The following is an 18,388-nucleotide window of genomic DNA, read 5'->3' as shown; positions in this document are numbered from 1 at the left end:
CTGCTAAAATTAGTAGAGCTATTGCGACTGTTTCTTTTTCAAAAATAAACGAGATGGCTTATATTTAAAGTATTTCTAACCCTTCGTTTTGAAAAGAAGTGGTATTTTTGAGGAAGTTTTATAAACGCATAAACGGTAAATCGCATGCTTTCCAGAAAAGAAATTTACCTCAATCTCTTCTAATTTCATGAGCCAGAAAATCTTAAATAGTATTCAAAAAATTCCTGCAACATTCCTAGGAAACCAAGAAAACGCAGCCTTAGACGCTGTTTCGATTGACAGTCGGTCTTTGCAAAATGGTCCTCAAACCTTATTTTTTGCCTTAGTAGGAGCAAATACTGATGCACACCTTTATATCAAGGATCTAATTGCGACTGGTGTTCGTAATTTTGTTGTGACGCACATTCCAAGCAATTGTGAGACCGAAGCTAATTTTTATGTTGTCGAGGATACCTTAGTAGCCTTGCAGCAATTTGCAGCAAACTACCGCGATTTTTTCGAATTTCCTATCATTGGACTCACAGGAAGTAACGGAAAAACAATAGTAAAGGAATGGTTAAATTTTTTACTAAGTCCTGATTTTAATGTTATTCGGAGTCCAAAAAGTTATAATTCTCAAATTGGTGTTCCCTTATCTGTTATTGCAATCAATGACAAACACAATCTAGGAATTTTCGAAGCAGGTATTTCAACTAGTTCAGAAATGGCCAAATTAGAGGAAATTATTAAACCTACCGTTGGAGTTCTTACCAATATAGGTTCCGCACACGATCAAGGTTTTTTAAATGTCGAAGAGAAAATAAGGGAGAAAATGTCGCTTTTTGAAAATTCGAAGGTCATGATTTACCAAATCGATAAAAGGGTAGATCCTTTTGTTTTTCCAAAAACTAGGGCATTTACCTGGAGTTTTGTCAGCAAAGAGGCAGATGTTTTTATTGTTAAAAAAAGGGGTTCTGACAATACTATTTTGAATGTGCAATACGGTGCTGAAAATTTTGATCTAAAAATACCCTTTCAAGACGAGGCATCCATAGAAAATGCAAGCTCGTGTCTGATGGTTTTATTGTATTTTAAATACGATATTAGTACCATTCAAAATCGAATGCAACTATTGTTTCCAGTCGAAATGCGTCTAAAAGTCAAAAACGGAATCAATAATTGTAGTATTATCGACGACAGTTATAGCTCCGATTTTCAATCGCTAAAGATTGCATTGGATTTTCTTGAAAGTCAAAAGCAGTATGAAAAGAAAACAATTATTTTATCTGATATTTTTCAAAGTGGCTTGTCTAAGGACGAATTGTATACTAAAGTTTCTCAGTTAATTGTCTCGAATAAAATGGATCGCGTTATTGGTATAGGAGAAACAATTTCGGAGTTTAAAGATAAATTTACAAATTGTATTACTTTTAAAAACACAGCTGCATTTATCGATGATTTTGAAAATTTAGACTTCAGTAATGAAACTATTTTGATAAAAGGAGCGCGATCTTTCCAGTTTGAAGAAATCGTTTATTTACTTGAAGAGAAAACCCATGAAACAGTTCTGGAGATTAACCTCAATGCGATCAGTTATAATTTAAACTTTTTTAAATCTAAGCTCAAGCCAAAGGTCAAAATTATGGTAATGGTGAAGGCTTTTGGATATGGAAACGGTGGATTGGAGATTGCCAAATTACTGGAGCATCACAAAGTAGATTATTTAGGAGTGGCTTTCGCCGACGAAGGAATTTCGCTTAAAAACGGAGGTGTACAAGTGCCTATCATGGTTCTCAATCCAGAGAATACCAGTTTTGCAGCCATTATTCAACATCAGTTAGAGCCGGAGATTTACTGCTTGAAAGGATTGCATGCTTTTTTGAAAATTGCGAAACAAAAAAACTTAGAACAGTTTCCAATTCATATTAAATTTGATACTGGAATGCATCGCTTGGGGTTTGAAGAAAATACGTTAGAAGAACTTATAACAACCCTCAAAGGGAATAATACAGTTCAAATTAAAAGTATTTTATCTCATTTGGCGACCAGTGATGATCTCGAACATATGGATTTTGCACATTCACAAATTGCTTTATTTGAAAAATTATCTTCTAGGTTGATGTCTGAATTACACATCAAACCTTTGCGACATATTTTGAATACGTCGGGTATCAGTAATTTTCAGGAATCACAGTACGACATGGTTCGGTTGGGAATTGGTCTTTACGGAATTTCAAACGATCCCGAAGAACAGAAACAACTGGAGGATGTTGGCACATTGAAATCGGTGATTTCACAAATAAGAACCATTGCTGCGGGAGAAAGTGTGGGTTATGGAAGGAAGTTTATGGCTGAAAAACCAACAAAAATTGCTACTATTCCTATTGGATATGCCGATGGAATTTCCAGAGGCTGGGGAAATGGAGTAGGATTTGTAACCATCAAAAAGGAGAAAGCGAGTATATTAGGGAGTATTTGTATGGATATGCTAATGGTAGATGTAACTGGTATAGAATGTAAAGAGGGCGATGCGGTAATTGTTTTTGGACAAAGTCCAACTGTGGGATATATGGCTCAAAAATTAAATACCATATCGTATGAAATTCTTACTAGTATATCGCAGCGTGTGAAACGGGTGTTCTTTCGTTAACATTCTTTTTTCTCTGTAAAAGCTACAAATGTTCATTTTTTGTTTATTTTAGCTATTAAGTATCGAAAATAGGGATAATCAAAAAATGAAAATTATGGGATTTTTCAGTGATTTTAAAGCTTCTTTAATGAAAGGAGATGTTTTAAGTTTGGCAACAGCAGTTGTTATAGCGGGTGCATTTGGTAAAATTGTTGGATCTGCTGTGGATGATATCATTATGCCAATAGTAGGGTTAATAACTGGTGGAATCGATTTCACCCAGAAATTCATCACTTTAGATGGTAATAGTTATGCTGATTTACCTGCAGCAAAAGCAGCAGGTGCGGCAGTGATCACTTATGGAAATCTGGTACAAGCAATTATTAACTTTGTTATAATCGCCTTTTTTGTTTTTGTGATTTTAAGAGCGGCTGAAAAAGCGAAGAAAAAAGAAGTAGTTGTTGCAGCTGCTCCGGTTGGACCAACACAAGAAGAATTATTGATTCAGATTAGAGATTTGTTAAAAAAGTAATTTCCGCTACATTATATATTCTAATTTATCCTGAATGCGTTTCAGGACTAAACCGCTTCTTAATTGAGGCGGTTTTTCTTTTTGTTTAAAAATTAAAAATAATGATATGTTGCATTTGTAACATTTTGTTATTTTTTGTGAAGCTGATTGTTTTGATTTCAATATTAGTTACTTTTGTACTTTAAATTTAATATTCAATACTAAAAATATACTATGAAAATAGCAGTTGTTGGTGCTACCGGAATGGTCGGCGAAGTAATGTTGAAAGTTTTAGCAGAAAGAAATTTCATTGGTAAAACTGATGAACTGATTCTTGTTGCATCGGAAAGATCTGTTGGCAAGCAAATAGATTATAACGGAGATATGCTTACGGTTGTGGGTTTACAAACAGCAGTAGATATGAAAGCAGATATTGCTTTGTTCTCTGCAGGTGGGGAAACTTCATTGGAGTGGGCTCCAAAGTTTGCGGCAGCAGGAACAACTGTTATCGATAATTCATCAGCTTGGAGAATGGATCCGACTAAAAAATTAATTGTGCCGGAAATCAATGCTAGCGAATTAACAAAAGAGGATAAAATCATTGCAAACCCAAACTGTTCTACGATTCAAATGGTATTGGTTTTGGCTCCTTTGCACAAAAAATACAACATCAAACGTGTCATTGTCTCTACGTACCAATCCATCACTGGAACAGGTGTAAAAGCAGTGCAGCAATTGGAAAATGAATACGCAGGTGTTCAAGGTGAAATGGCTTATAAGTACCCAATTCACAGAAATGCGATTCCACAATGCGATTCTTTTGAAGAAAATGGATACACTAAAGAAGAGATGAAACTGGTTCGTGAAACTAAAAAAATCTTAAGTGATAATACAATTGCCGTTACAGCCACTGCGGTTCGTGTGCCTATTGTAGGCGGACACAGTGAAGCGGTAAACGTGGAATTCTCCAATGATTTTGACGTTAATGAAGTACGAAATATTTTGCATCATACCGATGGTGTAGTGGTTCAGGACAACAATGATACTTATACGTACCCAATGCCAATGTACGCACAAGGAAAAGATGACGTTTTCGTAGGTAGAATTCGTCGTGACGAAAGCCAAGAAAACACATTGAATATGTGGATTGTTGCAGATAACTTGAGAAAAGGAGCAGCGACAAACACAATCCAAATTGCTGAATATTTGATTGCAGCTAAATTGGTGTAATTTTTTACATACCAAATAAAAAAAAATTATAAGGCTCAAAAAGAGTGTTGGAATTTAATTTTTGGTTTGAATTTTGAAATCCATTTGTTTTTACGAAATGTATATTTTGTAAAAACAAATGGATTTCTATTTCAGTATCGCTATATTTGCCAAAGATGAAAAAGAAATTTTCTATATTTAGTTTAATGCTAACGATTACAGTATTGCTTTCGATGCTGTTTCAATCGGTGCATAAATACGAACATATAGCAAAACAACTTTCTGAAATTCAATGTGTTCACGAGAAAAATTCTAGCACTGAAATAACCCATCAACATCATAATTATGATTTTTGTGGTGTTTGTGCCTATAAAGTAAGTAGTTTTACTTTTTTAGTTTTCCCAGCTTTTGAATTAAACGGATTAACCTTATATTCAAAAAATGTTGATTTCGTATCTTGTGAAATCACACAATTCTTTAAAGGAAGCCTTTTTGCGCTTCGAGCTCCTCCTTTGGTTTAAAACATATTTCATAGTATTATATTATTTTCAAGTCTTGGAAATGATTCACATGTTTATATATTTTGAACAAGGAAAATGCAAACAAAAATCTATATTGTTTTCTGCTTCTGTTTGTTTTGCACCTTAAGTTTTGCGCAAAACACCGTTAGCGGAAAAATCACTACTCTGGGAGGAATACCTCTTTCCGGGAGTCACATACACATTGGAAAAAAGACAGTTTCCTCAGATGCTGCGGGGAATTATGTCATCAAAAAACTGCCTGTTGGAAATATCAAAGTATTCGTTTCTTATGTTGGTTATAAATCTGTTGATACATTAGTCAATTTATCGGGTGATCAAGTTTTGAACTTTACTTTAAAAGAAAATGCGGACCAACTTCAGGAAGTAGTCATAAGGCAAAAAGCCAATACGCTGAATAAATCCCTATTGGAACAAAAGATCAAAACGGAAACAATTGAAAAATTCAGCAATCAGACACTTGGAGATATTCTCAAAGAAGTTGCAGGTGTTTCCAGTTTGAAAACAGGAAGTTCCGTGGTGAAGCCGGTTATTAATGGTTTGTTTGGAAGTAGAGTTCCAGTTATCAATAACAATGTGCGATTAGAAGATCAAGAATGGGGAACGGAACACGCACCCAATTTTGATATAAACGCAGCTGGTAAAATCACGGTTATCAAAGGTGCTTCCGGGCTGCAGTATGGCGGAGATGCTGTAGGAGGTTTAGTGATTATAGAACCGATTTCGGTAAAAAGGGACACGCTGTTTGGTAAAACCATTCTGAATTTGGCGTCTAATGGCAGAGGCGGTTCCGTTAGTACAAGTTTGCATAAAGGAAACGACAAAGGATGGAGTTGGAACGCTTTAGGAACTTTCAAGTATTCAGGCGACAAAGAAGCACCGGGTTATGTATTGTCCAATTCAGGAAATCGGGAAGCTAATTTTTCTGGAGATGTAAAATTCACTGGAAAAAAATATGATATTTCCGGTTATTACAGTTTGTACAATACTACGATTGGTATTTTGAGTGCCTCGCATACCGGAAATGTAAACGATTTGTACAATTCCATTACCAATAAAATACCTTCGGTTGTCAATGATTTTACGTACACGATAAAAAATCCAAAGCAGAAGGTACAGCATCATTTGGCTAAGTTGAACTACAACTATTATTTCGATGAAACGGCTTCTTTAGCCGTGCAATACTCTTTTCAGTTTAATAAAAGATTGGAGTTTGATGTACGCAGAGGAGGTTTTAATGACATAGCAGCTTTAGACTTGGAGTTAACTACCAATGCCGTTAATGTAGATTTCAAAAAAACGGTGCATGACTGGACTTTAAAAACAGGATTCAGTACTTCCTTCCAGAATAATTTTGCAAATCCGGCTACGGGAATAAAACCTTTGATTCCTAATTTTGACCGAATCGAATTTGGTACGTATGCCATAGCCAGTTATGATTTGTCCGACAGCTTTTCTGTCGATGCAGGATTACGTTATGACTTTTCGCGAGTGGATGCTACGAAGTTTTATTTGAAATCCAGATGGGAGGAAAGAGGCTATGCAACTGAATTTGCTGATTTCATAGTGGGAGAACAAGGCAATCAATGGTTGACAAAGCCTAGTTTTACATTTCACAATATTTCAGCCAGTGCAGGGTTTCACAAGGAATTTGAGGCAGATCTGAATTGGTATTCTAATATCAGTCTTGCTACAAGAAACCCAAATCCCTCCGAGTTTTTTAGTGATGGTTTGCATCATTCCACTGGGATTATCGAGTTAGGCGATTTAGTGTTAGACAAAGAACAGGCAATCAAATTATCGACAACATTGCAGAAAAAATGGAATGCTTTCTCGGTTGAGGTGAATCCTTTTATCAATAGCATCCGTAATTTTATGTTCTTGCGCCCTATTGATTTTGAAACCACAACTCGTGGTGCTTTCCCTGTTTGGGAATACCAACAAACTAATGCAAGATTGGCGGGAGTTGATGTGCAAACCCATTGGAAAATAAGCAAACAATGGCAGCATGATTTTACTTTGGCTTATGTCAATGGGAAAGATATCTCGAACAAGGAATCGTTAATCGATATTCCACCTTTGAACCTGAGCAACAAAATTCAGTTTTTAAATAGAGAATGGCACGATTTGAAACTTGAATTAAAAAGCGAAATCGTCTTGCGCCAGAATCAGTTTCCTGACAATAATTTCATCGCAAACATTATTAAGAATAATGAGTTGGTGCCCGTTCTGGTGGATATCAGTACACCTCCACCAGGGTATCAGCTGTTGCATTTTTATTCGGAAATGAGATTTAAAACTTTCGGTAAAACCAATGCAACAATCGCGTTTTCTGTTCAAAATATTTTAAACACTACTTACAGGGACTACCTCAACAGGCAACGTTTTTTTGCTGATGAAATGGGTAGAAACTTTCAAATTCAATTAAAATTCAATTATTAAAAAGTAAACAAAAAACAATAAAATGAAAAATTCAAAAATTATAGCAATCGCATTAGTATCAGTATTCACCTTTTCATCTTGTACTAACGACGATCCAATTGCAGTAAATGAGGAAGAAGTAATCACAACAGTGACTACGACTCTTACCGCTGGAAGCCAAACGGTAACTTTGATTTCTAGAGATCTTGATGGAGACGGACCAAATGCTCCGGTAATTACTGTTTCGGGAGATTTAATAGTGAACACAACGTATACAGGAACAGTACGTTTCTTAAACGAGTCCGTGTCACCAGTTGATGATATTACATTGGAAATAAAAGAAGAAGGCGATGAGCACCAGTTGTTTTTTCAGGCACCAGCAGCAATTGGAGCATTTACATATACTGATGCCGATGTTAACGGGAAGCCCATTGGATTGGCTTTTACTTTGAAAACAGGAACAGTAGCAGCAACTGGAAATATAGTGGTTGTGTTGAGACACGAACCAGCTAAAAGTGCAGCGGGTGTTGCAACGGGAGATATTACAAATGCCGGTGGAGCAACGGACGCACAAATTACATATTCGGTTCAGGTCAAATAAGTGCTTCGTTCTGATGTCAACCATTCTAGAAAACGCTATTCGAAAGAGTAGCGTTTTTTTTAGTTTTTAACTTACATAACTTAAGTGTTTAATTTTCTCAACATATAAGTCATATGGGTAGTTGTTGTATTGTCTTTAAAATCAATTATTTATTAATCAAGCTTTTTAACTTACATGACTTATATGTTTAATTTTATCAACATATAACGCATATAAGCAATTGTCATTTTCATGTTGAAAGCTGATGTTATTAGAAAGAGTAGCGATTTTAACTTACATGACCTAAGTATTTAATTATTTAACATATAAGTCATATACCTAGTTGTTGAATTATCGTTAAAATCAATTATTTATTAATCAAGCTTTTTTAACTTACATGACTTATATGTTTAATTTTATCAACAGATAAGTAGCAGTGGTTTTCTTGTTGAAAGTAAATCCTAATCGAAAGACTAGTATTTTTAGTTTTATTTAAGACTTTACCACCTTTACAACACTAACTAATTCCTTATTTTTGTAATAACCTAAAACAGAATCTAATGAAAAAAACTTTTTTAATAATGGCTGTATCTTCTGCAATGGCATCTTTTGGGCAAAACCAAAAAGCGAAAACGTTAACCTATCCCATAACTAATAAAGGAGAGACAGTTGATGTGTATTTCGACACCAAGCTTCCAGATCCGTACCGTTGGCTCGAAGACGACAAATCTGCTGAAACCGGTGCTTGGGTAAAAGCACAAAATGAAGTGACCTATGGTTATTTGGCTCAGATTCCATTTCGGGATTTGCTAAAAGCAAGAATGGAAAAACTGTGGAATTACGAAAAAATAGGAGCGCCTTTCAAAGAAGGAGATTTTACGTATTACTATAAAAATAACGGTTTGCAAAACCAATCCGTTTTGTACCGAAAAGATGTTAAAGGTACCGAAACCGTATTCTTAGATCCCAATACATTTTCTAAAGACGGAACCACATCGCTTGGGGGATTAAATTTCTCTAGAGATGGTTCTAAAGTGGCCTACTCTATTTCAGAAGGCGGTAGCGACTGGAGAAAAGTTATCATCATGGATGCCATTACCCAAAAAATTATTGAAGACACTATTGTCGATGTAAAATTCAGTGGCGTGTCTTGGAAAGGAAATGAAGGATTCTATTATTCCAGTTATGACAAACCGAAAGGAAGCGAGTTGTCAGCAAAAACAGATCAACACAAATTGTATTTTCACAAGTTAGGAACCGCACAAAAAGTAGATCAAATTATTTTTGGTGCCGATCAAAAACGACGTTATGTTGGGGGCGGAGTTACAGAAGACGATCGTTTTCTAGTAATCACAGCGTCTAATTCTACTTATGGAAACGAATTGTACATCAAAGATTTGACTAAACCCAACAGTCCTATGGTGACTATTGTGGATAATTTCAAGAGCGACAACAACATTATCGAAAACGAAGGCGGTAAATTATTCATAGAAACCGACTTAAATGCGCCCAACAAACGTATCGTTACTGTTGATGTGAATAATCCAAAACCAGAAAACTGGAAAGATTTTATTGCAGAAACTGAGAACGTTTTATCTCCTTCAACAGGTGGTGGATATTTCTTTGCGAATTATATGAAAGATGCCGTTTCAATAGTGAAACAATACGATTATTCGGGGAAACTAGTTCGCGAAATCCAATTGCCAGGCGTGGGAACTGCCGGTGGTTTTGCCGGAAAGAAAAAAGAGAAAACCGTGTATTATTCTTTCACGAATTACATCACTCCAGGTTCTACCTTTTCATTTGAGCCAGCAACGGGAATTTCTGCAGTATATCAAAAACGAAAAGTAGATTTTAATAGCGATTTATACGAGTCTAAACAAGTGTTTTATACGTCTAAAGACGGAACCAAAATCCCGATGATTATCACCCATAAAAAAGGATTGAAACTCGACGGGACAAATCCAACGATGCTGTACGGTTATGGAGGATTTAACGTGAGTTTGACACCAAGTTTTAGCATAGCCAATGCAGTTTGGATGGAAAATGGAGGCGTTTACGCCGTTCCAAATTTACGCGGTGGTGGCGAATACGGGAAAAAATGGCACGATGCAGGAACCAAGATGCAAAAACAAAATGTATTTGATGATTTCATTGCGGCAGCTGAATATTTAATTGCTCAAAATTATACCTCTCCGCAGTATCTTGCTATTCGTGGTGGATCAAACGGAGGACTGCTTGTAGGTGCAACCATGACACAGCGACCAGAGTTAATGAAAGTTGCTTTACCGGCAGTGGGCGTGATGGACATGTTGCGCTACCACACTTTTACAGCTGGAGCGGGTTGGGCATATGATTATGGAACAGCACAAGACAGCAAGGAAATGTTTACCTATATCAAAGGCTATTCTCCTGTACACAACATACAAAAAGGGATTCAATACCCGGCAACTATGGTCACTACGGGCGATCACGATGATAGAGTAGTACCAGCACACAGTTTCAAGTTTGCTGCCGAATTACAGGAAAAACAAACCGGAACCAACCCAACCCTAATCCGTATTGACATCAATGCAGGACACGGCGCCGGAAAATCCGTAGCGGCAACCATTCAGGAAAATGTCGATCTTCAGGCCTTTACCTTATTCAACATGGGAGTGGTGTTATTGCCAGAGTTGGAATAACAACAATTGTGATACCGATTTTACCCTGAGCGCAGTCGAAGGGAGGAGCTATTTCCTGCTATCCGTTGCAATCTTTATATCCGCCGAAAAGGCGGAAATAAAGGATTTTCACTGCTATCAGGGCTAGGGCATTCGATTTCTTAGACGATTGTCATTGCGAGAAACGAAGCAATCACATCATAAATTGATAAATTTTTAAAAAAAACGCTATTCGAAAGAGTAGCGTTTTTTTGTGGAATAGAGCTCTCGCTAAATTTCTTCGATTCCTAATGATTTGAAAAAATCAAAAGTACCATCATACATGAAAGTTGGTCTTGTAATATCTTCATTATTACCGAATGGAATATAGATTACCATTCCTTGTCTTGCTCTTGTAAGTAAAACTCTGTAGGAGTTAATTAAATAGTTAGTAATGTCATTACTATTTATATTTTGCCACTTTGTACCTTTGAATTTTCTATAGTTCCATTGATTATTATCGTAGAATAAATCACCATCCCAAGCGACGCAAGTCCAATCTAATTCTAAGCCTTGAATGTCAAATTCTGTTGCAACTTCTTCTAAAAAGTAAGAAGAACGAATATCATCTTTATCATTCAAAAACCAAATTGGGGCATCAATTTTAGCTTTCACATTTAATCCAAAAGGTCTCAAGCGAATTCCACCTGATGATGCTACAACTCCAGTTCTTTCGGAACCTTTAGCGGATTTTTTTAACCAATCTCTGGCTTTGTCTAAATCTCTGGTTATTTTAATTGGATAATCTTTTTTGATAAAATCATAATAAATACTTTTAGCTTTATCAATATCATTGTTAATAATTTCTTGAATGAAATTTGATAGTTGAGCACTTCTAAAAGATCTTAATGAAATGGAGAGATGTAATTCGTCTTTTTTTGTGGCTTTTCTATTTTTTAGAATTGTTAAAGCATTTTGATCTTTAATATAATTTTCATCTTCAATTATTTTTGAGGAATAATAAATATCCCAATCATTAAACTTATCCGAAAATGGTCTAATCCATTCCTCCAGTCCAGCTTCGCCAGTATTAATTTCTTGTCCACCACCAATTAAACAAACTATTGTGCACCAATCTTTATGTCTGTCCATAACTTCAATAAGGAATTCAGGTTCTGATTTATCAAAATCAGCAATTCCTTTATTTCGTTTCATAAAATTAGAAGCTTGTTCTTTTGTCCAAGCTCTCTGCGCTTCGTCAAAAATAGTTACTTTTTCAATTGGTGCTTTTTCATCTTTTATAGAAGCGTCTCTAAAATGATGGATATTTTGTATAAATGATTTTACTTGAGATGATGCCAAAGATTTTGTCATTGTTTCATTTTCTTCTTTTGCAGTTTTTACTTTGTCTCTGGCTAAAGCTTCACGTAAAACATCTACCAAAGGTCCGTTTCCAGATAGAAATACAGCGTGTTCTTCTTCTTTATAATTGGAACGAAGATTTGCGATATTCAATCCTGCTAAAGTTTTTCCAGCGCCAGGAACTCCAGTAATAAAACAAATTGATTTTCTATTATTGTCTTTTGAAAAATCAATGATTTGAGAAATACATTCCGATGTTACTGATAAGTTCTCTGCTCCCGAATCACTTCTTGAAATTTCATTGACATTATGTTTTTTATATAAAGCCGTTGCTGCTTCAATTATAGTCGGAGTCGGCTTGTAAATTGAATTTTCCCAATATTCGATGTCAATTGTTTCTGTATCTTCAAAATGTAATAATGTTGCATTAATGACCTCGGACAAATTACTAGAATTCGCGTAAATTGTTTCATGTAAATTATCAAAACTAGGACGGTAAATATTTTCTGAAGAAGCTGCTCTATCCGCAACTAAAATTGGAATGATTATTTTGTTATGACTTCCTTCGTGAAAATTATTCAAATCTAAACCATAATCAAAAGCTTGGTTGGTTGCATACTTGTCATAGGTATTTGACCCAATTTTAAACTCCAAAACAAAAATGCAGTTGTCAATGATTAATATATTGTCAACTCGTTTTCCCATTCTAGGAATAGTAAATTCAAAATATATTTTCCCGCTAAAAACAGAAACAGTTTTTTTTAGAATTTCTATTTGAGCTATCCAAGCATTTTTTTGTTGAATAGATAATTTGTCTAAATCGTAGCTTCCAGAAATCTTGCCGTAAATAGTTTGGGAATCTTCATCAATAAAGGCATCAATGAGATTGGAATAGTAAGCTCTATTCATCAAACAAATCATTAATTCTTACATCAAGAGCTTTTGCTAACTTTTCAACAACTTCAATAGAAACGTTTCTTTCGCCTTTTTCAATAGTTGGTAAATAGGTTCTGTCAATTTCAGCAAGATTTGCAAGTCTCTCTTGTGAAAGACCTTTTGCTTTTCTTAGCTCTTTTATCTTTAGACCGAGTTTCTGCTTAATATTCATGTTAACAAATATTACAAAATGTGGTCTATATTACAACGGAGTACAGTCCGGTTTTTATACCTTTGAAATAATGACACGACTCGAAAAAATCAAATATTTAGAACAATTTCTCCATCAAACAGAAGAGAATTATGCTGACACTTTCAAAGCAGACATTACAATGTTCTTTGATGATAATTTTTCTGAAGAAAATTCACAGTTGCTTTTTTTGGATAATCTAAATTCAAAACAAGAAATTGAAATTTGGGTTGATAAATTGACTTCTCGCTTTGTACTGAAATTTGATTCAGAGTTTGAAACTGAGAATGACTTCATTTATAATTATTTAGAAAATGGTTAATCCATTCCTTTCATTAACAGCATAAATTCTCTCTTTTATTTTCCCAATGTTTTATTAATTGGTTCGGTTTTTCATACTGCAATCGTTAAATTTGAGAATAGAACATTAAATAAATAAAAACATGACAGTACAAATCAACACAGACAACAATGTAGAAGGACACGCACGTTTGAAAGCGTATATAGCGGATGAAATAGCAACGACTTTAGCACGTTTTGAAGATAAAATAACCCGTTTAGAAGTACACCTTGGTGACGAAAACAGCGATAAAGGTGGCGTAAACGACAAACGATGCCTGATCGAAGCAAGACCAAATAATATGCAACCTGTAGCGGTGACCAATCATGCGGATACTACTGAAAAAGCCTTTCACGGTGCCTTAGACAAAATCAAAAAAGTGTTGGAAACAACTTTCGAAAAAAAGAAAACATATTAAATAGTTGCCTTTTGGCAAACAAAAAAATGACACTGTCTAAATAAGACAGTGTCATTTTTTTTGTTGTTATTCTCTGGAAAAAGAGCATGTGTTTTTATTTATCAAACAATAATGTTGCCAATGCTTCGTCTCTTTTATAGACATCTTCATAGAAATGAACCACGCCGTCCGCATCTACCCAAGCGGTAAAATAACCAATGTATACCGGAATTTTATTTTTTAACGTGTACCAATATTCCTCTCCACCATTCATTGCAGTTTCTATTTTAGCAGGATTCCATTTCTTGTCATCTTTCATAATCATGGCAGCAAGTTCCTTTGGCTTGGCGACACGAATGCAACCGTGGCTAAAAGCGCGATCTTCCTTGCCAAATAGACTTTTGGATGGCGTGTCATGCAAATAGATCGCATTCGAATTTGGGAATAAAAACTTCACTAATCCCAAGGAGTTTTCCGGTCCGGGTCTTTGTCTTACATTATTGTCTTTCCATTCCATGTCATGTTCTTCTAAATAATTTGGATTCTTTTCGATGGCAGGAAGAATTTCTTTCTTCAAAATACTGGTTGGCACATTCCAATACGGTCTGAATACGATATATTTCATTGGCGCACTAAAAATAACGGTTTTGTGCATCGCTTTTCCCACCACAACTTTCGAGCGTAATTCCGGTTTTCCGTCTCTGAAAAAAGTCAGTTCATATGCTGGAATATTGACAACAATTAATTCCTTGGATTTGGTAATGTCATTCGAAATCCATCGACAACGTTCCATATTGACCATAACAGTTTTGATGCGATCCGCAACTGAAACATTCATATAATTGATGTGTTCCGGCAGAATCGTTTTGTTCAGCAGATTGCCACTTCTCTTTTTAAATTTCAAAATTCCTGTCGCTAATTCGGCATCATACACAGCACTTTTTGAATCTCGGGACATATCATTCGTGATAAACAAACGCGTTCTGATTTGCGCAATGGCAGTGGCGCTGTCGCCAGGTTTATAGGATTTAACATTTGGATCAAGTGCAATCGCTTTCCACCCGCCTTTTTTTTCTATTTTGCGGTATTCCTGTAAAACATCTTTTAAAAGGAAATATTGCTTCAAAACACCCTTTTCTTCTTTGTTAATTAACGTAGGATTGATTAACAATGAATCTAGGTAATTTACGTAAGATTGTCTTTTTCGAGGTAAAAACCAACCTAAATCTTTTGTTTTCTGAATGTCGATTCCATCATATACTTTATCAGCATAAAAAAAGTACAGGGCAGAGCTCAGTAACTCCGTTTCAATACTAGCCTTTTGATTGTCATCCGGATTATCGTAGATATCGTCTAATTTTTCTTTGTAGGGAATGGCGGTTTCAATTCCTTCCAGATTCATGCTATTTACTTTGTTGTAAAGTAAACCAGCAAATTCATTTAGGCCGTCCTTATCAAACCAGATATAATGAAATTCATGTTTGCGGTACAATTGCTCAACATCGCCTCGATAGTTTTTTAGCTTTGGATATTTACCAAAGAAGGTCCCAATTTGAGTACTGTCAAAAGGTTTTTCGATTTCGTTTAAACGCGTTGGTGCCATCGCAACCTCTTTATTTTTCTTTTTGCAAGAAACAACAGTAAACAGTAGTGTAAAAACAACAACGAATAATAGGGAAAATAATTTTTTCATGATTCATTTTTAATTCGTGAAGAATGGATGGTTGGCAGTACAAAAATACATCAAATCAAGTGCGGTAGTATCGGTTGCAAAGGAGCTGTAGTCTTGAAGATGGAACACGTGCTTATTAGTAAGAGGTGTAAATAATAGAAAATACCGTATAAGTATCTAATAATAAAATATTTAAGATTTAAAGATTGTTGTTTAGCAGATTATTTTCATCAAAATTTTTTTTTTAATCCAAAAATTATGAAATAAATAGTATTCGTTTTTGTAAATTTTTGGCTGTTTTTATCTTTTATGGCTGCAGGTTAAAGCCTTATTTTAGAGTGTACTGCCTTTTTTAAAACAGTTGTTATTCGCCAATAAATAAGGTGTTTTTCTAAGTTCTTTATCATTAATAGTACTGCGCTCGAATTCTAGCGTAAAAATTTCAATTGTAATTTGTAGTTTGAAATTAATAAGAGCATTAGTTTTTATAGTATCTTGTATTTTAAACAGTAAAGGAGTACGCATGAATCAATTTTGGCAGGGCGCAAGAACTTATTTTAAAACGGCAAGTTTTAAGAAAGTAAGCAAAAGAATTGGTTTTTTCTTTGCGGGAGTAGTTGCGCTTATTTTGATATCTTCAGCGGTTGTGGCACTTTATTTTAATACTAATAAAGAAGAAATTGTATCCCAAATCAATGCTAAGATCAACGAAAATATTACCGGCACAATCCACATTGGAGATATTAAATATAAATTCTTAAAAGGTTTTCCCAATATGACTTTGGCGTTAAGCCAAGTTGAATTAAAGGACAGTTTGTGGGTCTTTCACAAACGTACACTACTCAAGGCACAACAAATTGAGATTAGAATTGATCCTTGGGACTTGGTTTCAAACGAGATTAACATCAACAAAATCGAAATTCAGCAAGCTACTTTGCACTTGTTTAAAGGAAAAAATGGAATTGTAAACACACACATCTTTAGGGCTAAGCCAAAAGGTAAAAAAACAAAAAGCGCTACTACTTCGACCTTTGATGAAGTCATAATGGATCAAGTTCATTTTATTTCTGAAAATCAAATGGGAAACAAGTTGTTTGATTTTGATATTCTGGCTTTACGAAGTAAAATTGCATTTAATGACGAAAATTGGCAGACGAATCTGTATTTGAAAACACTAGCCAAAAGTATGGCCTTCAATACCAAAAGAGGAAGTTTTATCAAGAACAGCATGGCAGAAGGTGTTTTGAAAGTTGATTTTTCCAACGCTAAAAACCAGATTAGTGTATCGACCACTAATTTTGGAATTGGCCCTGAGTTTTTTGATATCAAGGCTCATTTTAGTTTGGATGCAAAAAAATCTCCTTTTGATATTGCCATTAAAACGGTGATATTGTGGCGCAAAGCTTCTGCTTTATTGAGTGCTAATATTAGTACTAAAATCGACCAATTTGACTTGAAAAACCCTATAAATGTGAGTTGCTCCATTATTGGGGACATGAGTGCTAAGGGAGATCCAGAAATTATTGTGAAGACAAACATTAGGGATAATGAACTCAAAATACCGGACGGGATTATTACCGACTGTACTTTTGACGCAACGTTCACCAACCAATATGAAAAAGGAGCGGGTTGTAATGATATTAATTCTACGATTACCTTGACCGATTTTTCAGGGAAATACAAAACGATTCCTTTTAAAATTCCCATCGGAATTATTTCTAATTTTGAAAAAACAACTGCGGCAGGAAGTTTTAAATCAGATTTTAATGTGTCTCGATTGAATGAGATTGTGACTAAAGATTTTATCCATTTTTCTGATGGTCAAGCCAAAGTTAATCTGGAATTTAAATTTGATATCTTGGATTTAAAAATACAACAACCATTGTTTACTGGAAATGTTGACGTTAAAAATGCAACAGTAAATTACGGACCAAGAAATTTGACTTTCGTAAAAACAGATATTGAGCTTGATTTTACTGAAGAAGCACTTTTGATAAAAAAAATTAATTTCAAAGACCGTAAGAATAAGATTTTTATGGAGGGAAAGATTGATAATTTTCTGACGTTGTATTATGAAAATCCTGAAAAAATGATTGTCAATTGGGATATTTATGCTCCTTTTCTGGATATAAAACAATTTGTAGGTAGTATCACTAATTCAGGTCAAAAAGCATCTAAAAAGAAAAATACAAAAGATGATTTTTCATCGGAATTGTATGCTGTAATTGATAAATGCCAAGTGGTGCTGAATTTGAAAGCAGATCAGATGGTTTACAGTAAACTGGAGGCGACTAATGCTAAAGCCACCATTTTATTGGTCAATAATCAGTTAATCGTAAAGGATGGCTGGGTGCAAAGTTCTGGCGGCACAATCTCCTTTGACGGAAAATTGGTCCCAAAAGATGACCTTTTCTTTTTACAGTCGAACACACAAATCAATCGTGTCGATATTGCCCGATTCCTGACGTCGCTGAATAATTTTGGAATTCAATCTTTTCAACCTAAAAACATTAAAGGGTTTCTCTCCGCTTCCACCTCCGTGCAAGGAACGCTTCTTTCTGGAGGACAATTGAAAACAAATTCATTGGCAGGCAGCGCTAAATTTAAGGTAGACCAAGGAGCATTGATTGATTTTGAACCCATCACTGCGATAGGTAAATATGCTTTTCCGTTTAGAGACGTCAATAATATTGTATTTAGAAACCTATCTGGTAATTTTGAAATAAATGGTGCTTTAGTTGGGGTAAAAGATTTGAAAGTAAGCTCTACCGTTTTGAATTTGGATGTGAATGGTGTTTATTCGTTTGGCAGAGGGACAAATTTGGCTTTGACGATACCGCTTAGAAATCCTAAAAAGGATGAGTTGATCACCGATAAAATTGAAAGAGCTGAAAAACGCAATAAGGGAATTGTATTGCATTTACTAGCAGTTGATGAAGAGGGGAAAATAAAAATCCGATGGGATAAAAACCATGAATAAA

The 18,388-nt window shown here is 35.1% G+C and carries 14 protein-coding genes; 10 read left to right on the top strand and 4 right to left on the bottom strand.

The annotated features are described in order from the left end of the window. Positions 1-187: 187 nt before the first annotated feature. From BLS90_RS04945 to BLS90_RS04915, 7 genes are all read left to right on the top strand, one after another. Positions 188-2,629: a bifunctional UDP-N-acetylmuramoyl-tripeptide:D-alanyl-D-alanine ligase/alanine racemase gene (locus BLS90_RS04945; RefSeq protein WP_091255909.1), complete on the top strand. Its 2,442-nt coding sequence runs from the start codon at positions 188-190 to the stop codon at positions 2,627-2,629. A gap of 94 nt (positions 2,630-2,723) precedes the next feature. Then, positions 2,724-3,140 (top strand): large conductance mechanosensitive channel protein MscL, encoded by a 417-nt coding sequence (mscL, locus tag BLS90_RS04940; RefSeq protein ID WP_091256081.1) that lies wholly within the window; start codon positions 2,724-2,726, stop codon positions 3,138-3,140. A 213-nt stretch (positions 3,141-3,353) separates the two neighbouring features. Further along, entirely contained in the window at positions 3,354-4,349 is a 996-nt protein-coding gene (locus BLS90_RS04935) for an aspartate-semialdehyde dehydrogenase (RefSeq protein ID WP_091255907.1), read from the top strand. Between the two features lie 155 nt (positions 4,350-4,504). Beyond that, on the top strand, positions 4,505-4,849 hold the full coding sequence (locus tag BLS90_RS04930) for a hypothetical protein (protein WP_091255905.1): 345 nt from the start codon (positions 4,505-4,507) through the stop codon (positions 4,847-4,849). A gap of 75 nt (positions 4,850-4,924) precedes the next feature. Next, positions 4,925-7,309 (top strand): TonB-dependent receptor, encoded by a 2,385-nt coding sequence (locus BLS90_RS04925; protein WP_091255903.1) that lies wholly within the window; start codon positions 4,925-4,927, stop codon positions 7,307-7,309. Between the two features lie 22 nt (positions 7,310-7,331). Beyond that, positions 7,332-7,889, top strand: coding sequence for a type 1 periplasmic binding fold superfamily protein (locus tag BLS90_RS04920; protein ID WP_091255901.1), 558 nt, complete (start codon positions 7,332-7,334; stop codon positions 7,887-7,889). A 560-nt stretch (positions 7,890-8,449) separates the two neighbouring features. Further along, the gene (locus BLS90_RS04915) at positions 8,450-10,552 is read left to right on the top strand and encodes a prolyl oligopeptidase family serine peptidase (protein WP_394331023.1); all 2,103 of its coding nucleotides are present in this window, start codon (positions 8,450-8,452) and stop codon (positions 10,550-10,552) included. Positions 10,553-10,801: 249 nt separating this feature from the next. On the opposite strand, the gene BLS90_RS04910 is transcribed toward BLS90_RS04915, so the two are convergent. After that, positions 10,802-12,781 carry a DUF2075 domain-containing protein gene (locus tag BLS90_RS04910; RefSeq protein ID WP_091255897.1) on the bottom strand — a complete coding sequence of 660 codons (1,980 nt, stop codon included), beginning with the start codon at positions 12,779-12,781 and terminating at the stop codon, positions 10,802-10,804. Then, entirely contained in the window at positions 12,774-12,980 is a 207-nt protein-coding gene (locus BLS90_RS04905) for a helix-turn-helix domain-containing protein (protein WP_091255895.1), read from the bottom strand. The genes BLS90_RS04910 and BLS90_RS04905 overlap by 8 nt, the downstream gene beginning before the upstream one ends. On the opposite strand from BLS90_RS04905, the gene BLS90_RS04900 reads away from it, so the two are divergent. Together BLS90_RS04900 and BLS90_RS04895 are read left to right on the top strand one after the other, a co-directional pair. Beyond that, the gene (locus BLS90_RS04900; RefSeq protein WP_091255893.1) at positions 12,979-13,320 is read left to right on the top strand and encodes a hypothetical protein; all 342 of its coding nucleotides are present in this window, start codon (positions 12,979-12,981) and stop codon (positions 13,318-13,320) included. The genes BLS90_RS04905 and BLS90_RS04900 overlap by 2 nt on opposite strands. Positions 13,321-13,441: 121 nt before the next feature. Next, on the top strand, positions 13,442-13,756 hold the full coding sequence (locus BLS90_RS04895) for an HPF/RaiA family ribosome-associated protein (RefSeq protein ID WP_091255890.1): 315 nt from the start codon (positions 13,442-13,444) through the stop codon (positions 13,754-13,756). Positions 13,757-13,850: 94 nt separating this feature from the next. Here BLS90_RS04895 and BLS90_RS04890 read toward each other — a convergent pair whose 3' ends face one another. Both BLS90_RS04890 and BLS90_RS16790 read right to left on the bottom strand, forming a co-directional pair. Next, the gene (locus BLS90_RS04890) at positions 13,851-15,428 is read right to left on the bottom strand and encodes a L,D-transpeptidase family protein (protein WP_091255888.1); all 1,578 of its coding nucleotides are present in this window, start codon (positions 15,426-15,428) and stop codon (positions 13,851-13,853) included. Between the two features lie 312 nt (positions 15,429-15,740). Further along, positions 15,741-15,932 (bottom strand): hypothetical protein, encoded by a 192-nt coding sequence (locus BLS90_RS16790; protein ID WP_091255886.1) that lies wholly within the window; start codon positions 15,930-15,932, stop codon positions 15,741-15,743. On the opposite strand from BLS90_RS16790, the gene BLS90_RS04880 reads away from it, so the two are divergent. Next, complete coding sequence (locus tag BLS90_RS04880) at positions 15,931-18,387, top strand: AsmA family protein (protein WP_091255883.1); 2,457 nt, start codon at positions 15,931-15,933, stop codon at positions 18,385-18,387. The two genes, BLS90_RS16790 and BLS90_RS04880, sit on opposite strands and share 2 nt — an antisense overlap. The last annotated feature ends 1 nt before the right edge of the window (position 18,388 follow it).

Source organism: Flavobacterium omnivorum, assembly GCF_900099915.1.
In the GTDB taxonomy this organism is placed as follows: Bacteria; Bacteroidota; Bacteroidia; order Flavobacteriales; family Flavobacteriaceae; genus Flavobacterium; species Flavobacterium omnivorum.
This window is presented reverse-complemented; position numbering and strand designations above follow the sequence as displayed.

What these genes read in the sequence shown, in the direction of transcription:
- mscL (WP_091256081.1), top strand. Translation starts at nt 2,724, where the DNA reads ATGGGATTTTTCAGTGATTTTAAAGCTTCTTTAATGAAAGGAGATGTT.
- BLS90_RS04915 (WP_394331023.1), top strand. Translation starts at nt 8,450, where the DNA reads ATGGCTGTATCTTCTGCAATGGCATCTTTTGGGCAAAACCAAAAAGCG.
- BLS90_RS04895 (WP_091255890.1), top strand. Translation starts at nt 13,442, where the DNA reads ATGACAGTACAAATCAACACAGACAACAATGTAGAAGGACACGCACGT.
- BLS90_RS04905 (WP_091255895.1), bottom strand. Translation starts at nt 12,980, where the DNA reads ATGAATATTAAGCAGAAACTCGGTCTAAAGATAAAAGAGCTAAGAAAA.
- BLS90_RS04920 (WP_091255901.1), top strand. Translation starts at nt 7,332, where the DNA reads ATGAAAAATTCAAAAATTATAGCAATCGCATTAGTATCAGTATTCACC.
- BLS90_RS04880 (WP_091255883.1), top strand. Translation starts at nt 15,931, where the DNA reads ATGAATCAATTTTGGCAGGGCGCAAGAACTTATTTTAAAACGGCAAGT.
- BLS90_RS04890 (WP_091255888.1), bottom strand. Translation starts at nt 15,428, where the DNA reads ATGAAAAAATTATTTTCCCTATTATTCGTTGTTGTTTTTACACTACTG.
- BLS90_RS04930 (WP_091255905.1), top strand. Translation starts at nt 4,505, where the DNA reads ATGAAAAAGAAATTTTCTATATTTAGTTTAATGCTAACGATTACAGTA.
- BLS90_RS16790 (WP_091255886.1), bottom strand. Translation starts at nt 15,932, where the DNA reads ATGCGTACTCCTTTACTGTTTAAAATACAAGATACTATAAAAACTAAT.
- BLS90_RS04900 (WP_091255893.1), top strand. Translation starts at nt 12,979, where the DNA reads ATGTTAACAAATATTACAAAATGTGGTCTATATTACAACGGAGTACAG.
- BLS90_RS04925 (WP_091255903.1), top strand. Translation starts at nt 4,925, where the DNA reads ATGCAAACAAAAATCTATATTGTTTTCTGCTTCTGTTTGTTTTGCACC.
- BLS90_RS04910 (WP_091255897.1), bottom strand. Translation starts at nt 12,781, where the DNA reads ATGAATAGAGCTTACTATTCCAATCTCATTGATGCCTTTATTGATGAA.
- BLS90_RS04935 (WP_091255907.1), top strand. Translation starts at nt 3,354, where the DNA reads ATGAAAATAGCAGTTGTTGGTGCTACCGGAATGGTCGGCGAAGTAATG.
- BLS90_RS04945 (WP_091255909.1), top strand. Translation starts at nt 188, where the DNA reads ATGAGCCAGAAAATCTTAAATAGTATTCAAAAAATTCCTGCAACATTC.